1 protein-coding gene is annotated in these 14,304 nt (G+C 76.2%); it reads left to right on the top strand.

Features of this window, described 5'->3' with window-relative positions; translation table 11 throughout:
• Positions 1-23 precede the first annotated feature (23 nt).
• Positions 24-14,303 (top strand): type I polyketide synthase, encoded by a 14,280-nt coding sequence (locus tag OG617_RS23935; RefSeq protein ID WP_405095220.1) that lies wholly within the window; start codon positions 24-26, stop codon positions 14,301-14,303.
• The last annotated feature ends 1 nt before the right edge of the window (position 14,304 follow it).

The raw sequence follows: 14,304 nt of genomic DNA on the forward strand, positions 1-14,304 counted from the left end.
ATGCCGAGTGAGGTGGGTCCACGGTGAGCAACGAGGACGAGAAGTACGTCGAGTACCTGAAGCGTACGACCTCGGAGCTGCGGCGCACCCGGCGGCGGCTGCGCGAGCTGGAGGACCGGGCGCAGGAGCCTATCGCCATCGTGGCGATGAGCTGCCGCTACCCCGGCGGCGTCTCCTCACCCGAGCAGCTCTGGGACCTCGTCCGCGACGGCGGGGACGGCATCGGCCCGTTCCCCGCCGACCGGGGCTGGGACCTCGACCGGCTGTTCCACCCCGACCCCGACCACCCGGGCACCAGCTACGTGTCCGAGGGCGGCTTCGTCTACGACGCCGTCGACTTCGACGCCGACGTGTTCGGCATCTCGCCCCGCGAGGCCGTCGCCATGGACCCGCAGCAGCGGCTGCTGCTGGAGACGTCCTGGGAGGCGTTCGAGCGGGCCGGGCTGCCGCTGCCGGCGGTGCGGGGCAGCCGCACCGGCGTGTTCGTCGGGGCCGCGTCGCACGGCTACGACGGGATGATGGCCCAGGCCCAGGCCGAGAACGGCGAGGGGCACCTGCTCACCGGCAACGCGACCAGTGTCATCTCCGGCCGGGTCGCGTACACCCTCGGCCTCGAAGGGCCGGCGGTCACCGTCGACACCGCCTGCTCGTCGTCGCTGGTCGCCGTGCACCTCGCCGCGCAGGCGCTGCGCAACGGCGACTGCGAGCTGGCCCTGGCCGGCGGCGTGACGGTCATGCCCACCCCGGCGGTCTTCGTCGGCTTCTCCCGGCAGCGCGGCCTCGCCGCCGACGGCCGGTGCAAGGCGTTCGCCGCCGGCGCCGACGGCACCTCCTGGTCCGAGGGCATCGGCATCCTGCTGCTCGCCCGCCTCTCCGACGCCCAGCGCCACGGGTACCCGGTCCTTGCCGTGGTCCGGGGCAGCGCGGTCAACCAGGACGGCGCGTCCAACGGGCTGAGCGCCCCGCACGGCCCCTCCCAGGTGCGGGTCATCCGGCAGGCCCTGGCCAACGCCCGGCTCACCCCCGAGCAGGTCGACGTCGTCGAGGCGCACGGCACCGGCACCCGGCTCGGCGACCCGATCGAGGCGCAGGCGCTGCTGGCCACGTACGGGCAGGACCGGGGCGACGCCGCGCCGCTGCTGCTCGGCTCGGTCAAGTCGAACATCGGCCACACCCAGGCCGCCGCAGGCGTCGCCGGGCTGATCAAGATGGTGCTGGCCATCCGGCACGGCGTCGTCCCGCCGACCCTGCACGTCGACCAGCCGTCCCCGCACATCGACTGGACCGCCGGTGCCGTCAGCCTCGCCACCGAGGCGACCCCGTGGCCGGCCGTGGACCGGCCCCGCCGGGCGGCCGTGTCGTCATTCGGGGTGTCCGGCACCAACGCGCACACCATCGTCGAGCAGGCCCCCGCCCCGGAGGCGGGCGAGGACGCCCCGGCCCCGACGGCCGGCCGTCCGGTCGTACCGGTGCTGCTGTCGGCCCGGTCGGAGGCCGCGCTCGCCGCGCAGGCCGGCCGCTGGGCCGGGTGGCTGGACGCCGACGCCGACCTGCGTCCCCTCGACGTCGCCCACTCGTCGGTCGCCTCCCGGTCCCCCCTGGACACCCGCGCCGTCGTCGCCGCCACCGGCCGGGACGACCTGCTCGCCGGGCTGCGGGCCCTCGCCACCGGCTCGCCGGCCGGCACCGTGCTCACCGGCACGGGCTCGACCCGCGGCCAGCTCGCGGTCCTCTTCTCCGGCCAGGGCGCGCAACGCGCCGGCATGGGCCGGGAGCTGTACGAGACCTTCCCCGTGTTCGCCGCCGCCCTCGACGAGGCGTGCGGGCACCTGGATCGGACCCTGCCGCGCCCCCTGCGGGAGGTGCTGTTCGCCGCCGAGGACACCGCCGAGGCGGCCCTGCTGGATCAGACCGTGTTCACCCAGGCCGGCCTGTTCGCCGTCGAGGTGGCCCTGTTCCGGCTCGTCGAGTCGTTCGGGATCGCGCCGGACCTCGTCGGCGGCCACTCGATCGGCGAGGTCACCGCCGCCCACGTGGCCGGGGTGCTCTCCCTCGAACACGCCTGCGCGCTGGTCGCCGCCCGGGGCCGGCTGATGCAGGCCCTGCCGGCCGGCGGCGGGATGCTCGCCGTCGCCGCGCCGGAGGCCGACGTCCTGCCGACGCTGGACGGGCTGACCGACCGGGTCGGGATCGCCGCCGTCAACGGGCCGACGGCCGTCGTCGTGTCCGGCGACGCCGACGCCCTCGACGAGGTCGAGCGGACCTGGCGGGACCGGGGCGCCCGCACCCGCCGGCTCGCCGTCAGCCACGCCTTCCACAGCCCGCTCATGGAGCCGATGCTGGCCCGGTTCCGGGCGGTGCTCGACAAGCTGACGTTCGCCGCCCCGCTGCTGCCGGTGGTGTCGAACCTGACCGGCGCGCTCGCCGACCCCGACGAGATCCGCACGGCCGACCACTGGGTGCGGCACGTCCGGGAGGCCGTCCGGTACGCCGACGGGGTGACCGCGCTGCGCGCCGCCGGCGTCGACACGTTCCTGGAGGTCGGGCCGCGCAGCGTGCTGACCGCGATGACCGCCGACGCGCTGCCCGGCGACGCCGGCGTCCTCGCCGTCGCCGCCCAGCGCGCCGACCGGCCCGAGGCCGCCGCCCTGCTCGCCGCCCTCGGCGAGCTGCACGTCCACGGCGTCCCCGTCACCTGGCAGCCGTGGTTCGCCGACACGGGCGCGACCCGGGTCGACCTGCCCACGTACGCGTTCCAGCACCAGCGTTACTGGCCCGAGTTCGCCCCCGCCGCCGACCAGACCGGGCCGGCCGACGGCACGGAGGGCGACTTCTGGGCGGCCGTGGAACGCGGCGACCTGCCCGCCGTGGCGTCCCACCTGGCCGTGCAGGACGACCCGGCCGCCGTCGAGGCGCTCGCCCCGGCCGTGCCGGTCCTGTCGTCCTGGCGCAGGGCCCGCCTCCGCGACGCCGTCCTCGACGCCTGGTCGTACCGCGTCGACTGGCACCCCGTCCGCCCCACCCCCACCCCGTCCTTAACATCCCGCTGGCTGATCGTCACCCCCACCCCCACCCCCACCCCCGTCGATCTTGCACTTTCGGCCCCCGAGAAGGGCGTTACGCGGCTTTCGTCGGGGCCCGAAGTGCAAGATCGCGCGGAGCTGTCGGGGGTCGCGGGTGTGCTGGTTAGGGCGGGGGCGCGCGTTGATCGGCTCGTCGTGCCCGTTGGGGCCGGGCGGGGTGAGTTGGGTGAGGTGCTGCGGGAGGGCGGCGGGGCGGGGTGGGCCGGGGTGCTGTGCGTGCTGCCCGAGGGGGACGCGGCGCTGCCGGACGCCCCCGCCGTGCCCGCCGGCACCGCGCTGCTGCTCACCCTCGTCCAGGCCCTCGCCGACACCGGCCTGGCCGGTCGACTGTGGTGCGTCACCCGCGGCGCCGTGTCCGTCGGCGGCAGCGAGACCGTCGCCGACCCGGCGTCGGCGGCGGCCTGGGGTCTCGGCCGGGTCGTCGCCCTGGAACAGCCCGACCGCTGGGGCGGCCTGATCGACCTGCCCGCCCTGCCAGTCGGCACCGCCCTGCCCGCCGACGGCACCCCGCCCGGCGGGACCGCCGACCGCCTCGACCGGGTCACCGGGGACGCGCTGCTCGCCGTCCTCGCCGACGCCGGCCACGACCAGGTCGCCATCCGCCCGCAGGGCACCTTCGGCCGCCGCCTCGTCCCGGCAGCTCCGCCCGCCGGGCCGGGCTGGCGGCCGTCGGGCACGGTGCTGGTCACCGGCGGGACCGGTGCGCTGGGCCGGCACACCGCCCGGTGGCTGCTGGCCAACGGGGCCGCCGAGGTGGTCCTCGCCTCCCGGCGGGGCCCCGCCGCCCCCGGCGCCGCCGAGCTGACCGGGGAGCTGGCCGAGCTGGGCGGCGCCCGGATCGTCGCCTGCGACGTCACCGACGCCGACGCCGTAGCCGCGCTGGTCGCCGGCCTGCCGGACCTCACCGCCGTCGTGCACACCGCCGGGGTCGTCGACGACGGCGTCCTCGACGGCCTCGACCCGGCCCGGATGCAGACCGTCCTCGACGGCAAGGTCCGCGCCGCCCGGGTGCTGCACGAGGCCACCGCCGGCCGGGACCTCGACGCGTTCGTGCTCTTCTCCTCCCTCGCCGGGGTCGTCGGCAGCGCCGGCCAGGGCAACTACGCGGCGGCCAACGCGTACCTCGACGCGTTCGCGGCCTGGCGGCGCGGCCAGGGGCTGCCCGCCACCGCGCTCGCCTGGGGCGCCTGGGCCTCCGACGGGATGGCCGCGGCCACCGCCGCGCTGACCGCCCGGCTCACCCGGGGCGGCGTCAACCCGCTGCCCGCCGCCGAGGCGGTCACCGCGCTCGGCCGCCTCGTCAACGCCGCCGAGCCGGCCCTCACCGTCGCCGACGTCGACTGGGGACGCCTCGCCGCCGCCTGGGGCCGGTCCACCCCGCTGATCGCAGCCCTGCCCGGGGTGCCCGCCGCGCCCGCCGGCCCCGTCCGCGCCGTGGTCGTCGGCCGTTCCCTGCCGCAGCTCACCGAGCTGGTCCGTACCCAGGCCGCCGTGGTGCTCGGCTACCCGGCCGGCCAGCCGCTGCCCGACCGCACCTTCCGCGACCTCGGCTTCGACTCGCTCACCGCCGTCGAGCTGCGCAACCGGCTCACCGCCGAGACGGGCATGACGCTGCCCGCCACCCTCGTCTTCGACCACCCCACCGTCGCCGAGCTGGCCGCCCACCTGCACGACCGCACCGCCGGCCACGCACCCGGCGAGGTGGTCGCCGACGGCACCGACCTGCACCGCGAGCCGATCGCCATCGTCGCGATGAGCTGCCGCTTCCCCGGCGGGGTGTCCTCGCCCGAGCAGCTGTGGGACCTGGTCTCCGGCGGCACCGACGCGATGACCCTGATGCCCGGCGAGCGCGGCTGGAACGTCGCCGAGCTGTACCACCCCGACCCCGAACACCTCGGCACCAGCTACGTCCGTGAGGGCGGCTTCGTCGCCGGGGCCGGCGAGTTCGACCCCGCCTTCTTCGGCATCAGCCCCCGGGAGGCCCTGGCCATGGACCCCCAGCAGCGGCTGCTGCTGGAGACCACCTGGGAGGCGTTCGAGCGGGCCCGGATCGACCCGACCGCGCTGCGCGGCAGCCGCACCGGCGTGTACGTCGGCACCAACGGCCAGGACTACGGCTCGCTGCTGATGGCCGCCGGGGGCGTCGACGAGAACTACCTCGCCACCGGCACCTCCGCCAGCGTCATCTCCGGCCGGTTGGCGTACTCCTTCGGGCTGCACGGCCCCGCCGTCACCGTCGACACCGCCTGCTCGTCGTCGCTGGTCGCCATGCACCTCGCCGCGCAGGCCCTCCAGGCGGGGGAGTGCGACCTGGCCCTGGCCGGCGGCGCCACCGTGATGGCCACCCCCGGCATCTTCGTCGGCTTCTCCCGGCAGCGCGGGCTGGCCGCCGACGGCCGGTGCAAGCCGTTCGCCGGGGCCGCCGACGGCACCGGCTGGGGCGAGGGCGTCGGCCTGCTGGTCCTCCAGCGGCTCTCCGACGCCCGCCGCGACGGCAACCCGGTCCTCGCCGTCGTGCGGGGCAGCGCCGTCAACCAGGACGGCGCGTCCAACGGGCTCACCGCCCCCAACGGCCCCGCCCAGCAGCGGGTCATCCGGCAGGCCCTGGCCAACGCCCGGCTCACCGCCGACCAGGTCGACGCCGTCGAGGCGCACGGCACCGGCACCACCCTCGGCGACCCGATCGAGGCCCAGGCGCTCATCGCCACGTACGGCCACGACCGCCCCGCCGGCCGGCCGCTGTGGCTCGGCTCGATCAAGTCGAACATCGGCCACACCCAGGCAGCAGCCGGCGTCGCCGGGGTGATCAAGATGGTGCTCGCCATGCGGCACGGGGTGCTGCCCCCCACCCTGCACGTCGACGAGCCCACCCCGCACGTCGACTGGTCCGCCGGCAGCGTCGAGCTGCTCACCGCCGCCCGCCCCTGGGAGCCGGCCGACGGCGTGCGCCGCGCCGGGATCTCCTCGTTCGGCATCAGCGGCACCAACGTGCACACCATCCTCGAACAGGCCCCCGCCGAGGAGCCCGCCCCGACCGCCGGCGGGCCGGCCGGGGAGCTGCCCTGGGTGCTGTCCGGGCGTACCGCCGACGCCCTCGCCGCCCGCGCCCGCGACCTGGCCGACCACCTCGTCGCCGGCGCCGGGCTTGCCGACGCCGCGCTCACCGACGTCGGCTGGTCCCTCGTCGCCACCCGGGCGGCCCAGGAGCACCGGGCCGTCGTCTTCGCTGCCGACCGGGACGGCCTGACCGCCGCGCTGGGCGCGCTCGCCGACGGCCGGCCCACCCCTGAGACCGTCACCCGGGGAGCCGGTACGCCGGGCGAGGTCGCCTTCGTCTTCCCCGGCCAGGGCTCCCAGTGGATCGGCATGGCCGCCGAGCTGCTCGACACCGCACCCGTCTTCGCCGAGAAGTTCGCCGCCTGCGCCGAGGCGCTGCGCCCGTACGTCGACTGGTCGCCGACCGACGTGGTGCGCGGCGTACCCGACGCACCCTCCCTGGACCGGGTCGACGTCGTCCAGCCCACCCTGTTCGCGGTCGGCGTCTCCCTCGCCGCGCTCTGGGAGTCGTACGGGGTCCGCCCGACCGCCGTCGTCGGGCACTCGCAGGGCGAGATCGCCGCCGCGCACGTCGCCGGCGCCCTCAGCCTCGACGACGCGGCGGCCGTGGTCGCCCTGCGCAGCCGGATCATCGCCGGCATCGCCGGGGACGGCGGGATGGTCTCCGTCGCCACCACCGCCGACGAGGCCACCGGCACCATCGCCCGCTGGGACGGCCGGGTCGCCCTCGCCGCCGTCAACGGCCCCACCTCCGTCGTCGTGTCCGGCGACGTCGCCGCCCTCGACGAGCTGGTCGCCCACTACGAGGCCCGCGAGGTGCGGGTCCGCCGGATCCCCGTCGACTACGCCTCGCACTCCGCCCACGTCGAGCCGCTGCGCGAGCAGCTCCTGGACCTGCTCGCCGGGCTGACCCCGCGCACCAGCGAGATCCGGTTCCGGTCCACCGTGGAGGGCGACTGGCTCGACACCGCCGGCCTCGACGCCGACTACTGGTACCGCAACCTGCGGCAGACCGTCCGCTTCGACGACGCCGTGCGCAGCCTCGTCGCCGCCGGCTACCAGACCTTCGTCGAGGTCAGCGCCCACCCGGTGCTCACCATGGCCGTGCAGGAGAGCGTCGAGCTGGCCGCCGCCGACCCGGGCGCGGTCACCGTCACCGGCACGCTGCGCCGCAACGAGGGCGGCCTCGGCCGGTTCCTCCGCGCCGCGGCCGAGGCCTACGCCGGGGGTACGCCCGTCGACTGGCGACCCGCGTTCGCCGGGCTGGCCGCGCACCGCCGCGACCTGCCCACGTACCCGTTCCAGCGACAGCTCTACTGGCCGCAGCCGGCCCCGGCGTCCGCCCCGGCCGCCGGCCCGGGCGAGGTCGACGAGGTCGACGCCCGGTTCTGGGCCGCCGTCGAGGCCGAGGACCTGACCGCCCTCACCGCCGAACTCGCCGCCGACGCGACCGACGCGCTGCCCGAGACGGCCGTCGCCGGCGTGCTGCCCGCCCTCGCCGCCTGGCGCCGCCGGCACCGCGACCAGGCCACCGTGGACTCCTGGCGGTACCGCGACGCCTGGCTGCCCGTCGCCGTCGACGGGCCCGGCGAACCCACCGCCACCGGCACCTGGTGGCTGGTCACCGGACCCGACGACACCGACACGGCCCAGGCCGCGTTCTGCCGGGACGCCCTCGACCGGCGCGGCGGCACTGTCGTACCCCTGGCCCTGGACGCCGAACGGACGGACCGCGCCGCCCTCGCCGACCGGCTGCGCGACCTCGCCGCGGCGGGACCGGTCGCCGGGATCGTGTCGCTGCTCGCGCTCGACGAGACGCCCGCCCCGGCGCACCCGTCCGCGCCGGTCGGCTTCGCCGGCACGGTCACCCTGACCCAGGCCCTCGGCGACGCCGGCGTCCGCGCCCCGCTGTGGACGCTGACCTCCGGAGCCGTCTCCACCGACCCCGCCGACCCGCTGCCGCACCCCGTGCAGCAGCTCGCCTGGGGCTTCGGCCGGGTCGCCGCCCTGGAACACCCCGACCGCTGGGGCGGCCTCGTCGACCTCCCTGACGAGCTGGACGACGCGGCCGGCCGGCGGCTGGTCCGCGTCCTCACCGGCGCCGACGGCGAGGACCAGGTGGCCCTGCGCCAGGCCGGCGCGTTCGGCCGCCGGCTGCTGCGCGCCCCGCTCGGCGACGCCCCCGCCACCCGGACCTGGCGGCCCTCCGGCACCGCCCTGGTCACCGGCGGCACCGGCGCCCTCGGCGGGCACATGGCCCGCTGGCTCGCCGCCAACGGCGCGTCCCACCTGGTGCTGCTCAGCCGGCGCGGCCGGCAGGCCGAGGGGATCGCCGAGCTGGAGGCCGAGCTGGCCGGCCTGGGCGCCCGGGTCACCGTGGCCGCCTGCGACGCCGCCGACCGCGACGCGCTCGCCGCCGTCATCGCCGACGTGCCCGCCGAGCACCCGCTGACCACCGTCGTGCACACCGCCGCCGTCCTCGACGACTCCGTGATCAACTCGCTCACCCTCGAACAGGTCGACTACGCGCTGAGCGCCAAGGTCAACGCCGCGCTCAACCTGCACGAGCTGACCCGCGACCTCGACCTCGACGCGTTCATCCTGTTCTCCTCGATGGCCGGCACCGTCGGCAGCTCCGGCGTCGGCAACTACGCCCCCGGCAACGCGTTCCTCAACGCCCTCGCCGAGCACCGGCGCGGCCTCGGCCTGCCCGCCACCTCCATCGGCTGGGGCGCGTGGGGCGGCGGCGGCATGGCCGAAGGCGACTTCGGCCGGATGCTGCACCGCCACGGCGCGCCCGAGATGCACCCCCGGCTCGCCGTCACCGCGCTGCACCAGGCCGTCGAGCACGACGAGACCTTCCTGACCATCTCCAACATCGCCTGGGACCGGTTCTACGTCGCGTTCACCGCCACCCGGCCCGGGCCGCTGATCGCCGAGATCCCCGAGGCGCAGCGCCTGGCGGCCACCAAGGGCCTCGTCGAGGCGAAGGAGGCGGAGGAGGCCGGCCCGGCCGGGGCGTTCACCCGGATGGGCGCCGCCGAGCGCCAGCAGGCGCTGCTCGACCTGGTCCGCGACCAGGCCGCCACCGTCCTCAAGTACGACGGCGGCCAGGCCATCGACCCGCACCACGCGTTCCGGGACCTCGGCTTCGACTCGGTGACCGCCGTGGAGCTGCGCAACCGGCTCGCCACCGCCACCGGGCTGCGCCTGCCGGTGACCCTGGTCTTCGACTACCCCACCGCCACCGCGCTCGCCCGGCACCTGCACGAAGAGCTGGGCGGCGGGGCCGACGCCCCGGTGGAAACCGCGCGGGTGACGCTCAGCGACGACGAGCCGGTGGCGATCGTCGCCATGTCCTGCCGGTTCCCCGGCGGCGCGGGTGACCCGGAGCGGTTCTGGCAGATGTTGCACGCCGGCCGGGACGCCGTCTCCGACCTGCCCGGCGACCGGGGCTGGGACGTCGAGCGCCTGTACGACCCCGACCCCTATTCCACCGGCACCTCCTACGTACGCAACGGCGCCTTCCTGTACGAGGCGGCGGACTTCGATGCGGCCTTCTTCGGGATCTCGCCCCGTGAGGCGCTGGCGATGGATCCGCAACAGCGGTTGTTGTTGGAGGCGTCGTGGGAGGTGGTGGAGCGGGCAGGGGTTGATCCGGGGGGGTTGCGGGGTTCGCGAACAGGGGTGTTCGTGGGGACGAATGGTCAGGACTATGGGGCCCTGTTGATGGTTTCTGTGGATGAGGTGGAGGGGTTCGCGGGGACGGGGAATGCGGCGAGTGTGGTGTCGGGTCGGGTGGCGTACGCGTTGGGGTTGGAGGGGCCTGCGGTGTCGGTGGACACGGCGTGTTCGTCGTCCCTTGTGGCGTTGCACCTGGCGGTGCAGTCGCTGCGGCGCGGCGAGTGCGACCTGGCGCTCGCGGGTGGCGTGACGGTGATGGCCACGCCCGGGTTGTTCGTGGAGTTCTCGCGGCAGCGGGGACTGGCCGCCGATGGGCGGTGCAAGGCGTTCGCGGCTGGCGCGGACGGCACGGGCTGGGGTGAGGGCGTCGGCGTGCTGCTGGTGGAGCGGCTTGCCGACGCACGGCGCAACGGGCACCGGGTCTTGGCGATCGTGCGGGGGAGCGCGGTCAACCAGGACGGTGCCAGCAATGGTCTGACGGCGCCGAACGGCCCGTCCCAGCAGCGGGTGATCCGGCAGGCCCTCGCGTCGGCGCGACTGACCACGGCGGACGTGGACGTGGTCGAGGCGCACGGCACTGGCACGACGCTGGGCGACCCGATCGAGGCGCAGGCGCTCCTGGCCACCTACGGACAGGGCCGGGACGAGCCGCTGCTGCTGGGCTCGGTGAAGTCGAACATCGGCCACACCCAGGCGGCGGCCGGCGTCGCCGGAATCATCAAGATGGTGCTGGCCATGCAGGAGGGCGTCGTCCCGGCGACCCTGCACGTCGACGGGCCCTCGCCGCACATCGACTGGTCGTCGGGAGCGGTGGAGCTGGTCACCGAGGCCACCCCGTGGCCGGCCGTGGACCGGCCGCGTCGGGCGGCGGTGTCGTCGTTCGGCATCTCCGGCACCAACGCGCATGTGATCATTGAGCAGGCCGACGACGAGCCGGCCGAGCAGGTCGCCGTCCCCACGGAGGCCTCGGGGTTGGTCGCCTCGGACATGACGGTGTGGCCGGTGTCGGCCCGGTCCAGGGCGGCCCTGGCCGGCCAGGCCGCCCGCCTGGCCCGGTACGTGCGTGAGCACGACGGCGTCGCGCCCACCGGGGTGGCGTGGTCCCTGGCGACCACCCGGTCGGCGTTCGACCACCGGGCGTCGGTGGTCGGGTCGAGCGTCGAGGAGCTGCTGTCCGGCCTGGACGCCCTGGGTGCGGGTGCGCCTGCGGGGACGGCCGTCACGGGCGTTGTCGCGTCCCACGGTGCGGGTCCGGTGTTCGTGTTCCCGGGTCAGGGTGCGCAGTCGGCGCGGATGGCGGCGGGTCTGGTGGGTCGGACACCGGTGTTCGACGCGCGGTTGGCGGAGTGTCAGCGGGCTCTGGCCCCGTATCTCGATGTGGATCTCGTCTCCGTCCTGACGGGCGAGGACGAGTCGTGGTTGGACCGGGTCGAGGTGGTGCAGCCGGTGTTGTGGGCTGTCGGGATCGGCCTGGCGGCGGTGTGGCGGCAGGCGGGGGTGGTGCCGCAGGCGGTGGTCGGTCACTCGCAGGGTGAGATCGGCGCGGCGTGTGTGGCGGGGATCCTGTCCCTGGACGACGCGGCGAGGACCGTTGCGCTGCGTTCGCGTGCTTTGGCGGTGTTGCGGGGTACGGGGGCGATGGCGTCGGTGGATCTGTCCGCCGATGCGGTCGCCGCCCGTCTCGCGCAGTTCCCCGGTGTTGGGGTGGCGGCGGTGAACGGTCCCGGCACGGTGGTGGTGTCCGGTCCGCCGCAGCCCGTGGCGGACCTGGTGGAGGCGTGCCAGGCCGAAGGGCTCCGGGCAAGGCTGATTCCGGTGGACTACGCGTCGCACTCGGTGTCGGTGCAGGAGGTCGCCGAGCAGTTGCGAGCGGACCTGGCCGGCGTGACCCCGCAGGCGGGCGACGTTCGTCTCGTGTCGACGTTGACCGGGGACTGGGTGGACCCGGCGAGCATGACCGCGGACTACTGGTACGACAACCTGCGCCGGACGGTGCAGTTCGATGCCGCGATCCGCGTCGCGGTCGCGGCGGGGCATTCCACGTTCGTGGAGATCAGCCCGCATCCGGTGTTGACGATGCCGGTGACGGCGATCTTGGATGACGCCGGGGTGACCGGGCATACCCTGGGCAGCCTGCGGCGGGGCGACGATGACGCGACCCGGTTGTTGACGAACCTGGCCACCGCGCACGCGGTCGGCCTGCCCGTCGACCTGACGAAGGTGCTTGCGGAGACCGACGTGGTGCCGCTGCCCACGTACGCCTTCGACCGGGACCGGTTCTGGCCGACCGCCGCCGGGCAGCCCGGTCAGGACGACGCGCCCACCGGCGTCGATTCCGCGTTCTGGGCCGCCGTCGAGCGGGAGGACCTTCCCGCGCTGGCGGAACTCACCGCGCAGAGCGCAGCCGACTCGCTCGAACGGCTGGGCGCGGCCCTGCCGGTGCTCGCCTCCTGGCGGCGGCAGCAGCGGGAACGGTCCACCCTCGACGACTGGCGCTACCGCAGCGTCTGGCAGCCGTACACCGGGACGCCCGTCAGCTTCATCCCCGGCGCCTGGTGGGTCGTCGCCGACGAGCGGCACGCGGCCGATGGCGAGACGGCGGTCGCCGAGCTGACCCGCCGGGGCGCCGACGCCCGGCTGGTGCTGCTGCCCGAACGGCTGGCCGACCGGGCCGCCGTCGCCGAGCACCTGGCCGCCGCCACCCGCACCGCCGACGGGGACACCGCCCCGGCGGACGGCGTCCTGTCGCTGCTGGCCCTCGCCGACGGCGCGGTCGACGACACCCAGCCGGTGCCGCCGTTCCTCGCCCGCTCGCTGGCCCTGATCCAGGCCCTCGGCGACCTCGACGTGTCCGCGCCGCTGTGGTGCGTCACCCGGGGTGCCGCCGGCACCACCCGGGGCGGGACCGTCGACCGGCCGGAGCAGTCGCTGCTCTGGGGCCTCGGTCGGGTCGTCGCCCTGGAACACCCTGAGCGCTGGGGCGGCCTCGTCGACGTGCCGGCCACCCTCGACGACCACGGCTGGGACCTGCTCTGCGCAGCCCTCGCCGGCCTCGACGGCGAGGACCAGCTCGCGGTCGACGGGGCCACCGTCCTCGTCCGCCGGCTGGTCCGGGCTCCCGCCGGAGCCCCCGCCGCCGACGCGCCCGACCACCGGGGCACCACGCTGGTCACCGGCGGCACCGGCGCGCTCGGCGCGGAGGTGGCCCGCTGGCTGGCCGCCCGGGGCGCCGAGCACCTGCTGCTGGTCAGTCGCCGGGGCGCGGACGCGCCGGGCGCCGCCGAACTGGCCCGGGAGTTGACCGACGGGGGCACCCGGGTCACCGTCGCGGCCTGCGACGTGGCCGACCGGGCGGCACTGGCGAAGCTGCTCGACGACGTGCCCGCCGACGCGCCGCTGACCGGCGTCGTGCACGCGGCGGGCGTCCTCGACGACGGGGTCCTGGACGGCCTCACCGCCGACCGGATCGCCACCGTGCTGCGCCCCAAGGTGCTCGGCGCGCTGCACCTGCACGAGCTGACCGTCGGCCGGGACCTGCGCACGTTCGTGCTGTTCTCCGCGATGGCGGGCCAGCTCGGCGCGGCCGGCCAGGGCAGCTACGCCGCCGCGAACGCGTACCTCGACGCCCTCGCCGAGCAGCGGCAGCGGCAGGGGCTGCCGGCCACCTCGATCGCCTGGGGTCCCTGGGCGGCCGGCGGGATGGCCGCCACCGACGCGGCCGTGGAGGAGCGCCGCCGCCGCACGGGCGTGGCCCGCCTCGACACCGCGCCCGCCCTCGCCGCGCTGGAGCGGTGCGTGGCGCGGCGCGAACCGGCCACGCTGGTCGCCGCGATCGACTGGGCCCGGTACGTGCCGGGGTTCGTCGCCGTCCGGCCCAGCCCACTGCTCACGGGCGTCGCCGAGGCACAGCGGGCCGTCACCGAGCGGGCCGACGACTCCGGGGCGTCCCCCGAGTCGCTGGCCGCCCTGCTCGCCGGGCAGACCGACGCCGAGCGGCGCAAGACCCTGCTGGAACTGGTACGCGGCCAGGCCGCCGCCGTGCTCGGGCATGCCTCGATGGACGCCGTCGAGCCGGACCGGGCCTTCCGGGAGCTCGGCTTCGACTCGCTGACCGCGGTGGAGCTGCGCAACCGGCTGTCCGCGACGACCGGCGTCCGGCTGCCCGCCACGGTGGTCTTCGACTACCCGACCGCCGCCGGGCTCGCCGAGTACGTCCGGGCGGCGATCGTCGACGGCGGGGTGGTCGGTGTCGCGCCGGTCTTCGGCGAACTGGACAGGTTGGAAGCGGCGCTCACCGGCTCGGCGCCGGACCGCAGCGCCCGGATTCGGATCACCGAGCGGCTGCGGGCGCTGCTCGCCTCCCTCAACGAGGACGACGCCCCGGCGGGCGGCGGCGGGGACACCGTCGCCGAGAAGCTCCACGACGCCACGCCGGACGAGGTCTTCGACTTCATCGACCGGGAGCTGGGGGTGTCCTGAC

Source organism: Micromonospora sp. NBC_01412, from assembly GCF_045040215.1.
GTDB lineage: Bacteria > Actinomycetota > Actinomycetes > Mycobacteriales > Micromonosporaceae > Micromonospora > Micromonospora rubida.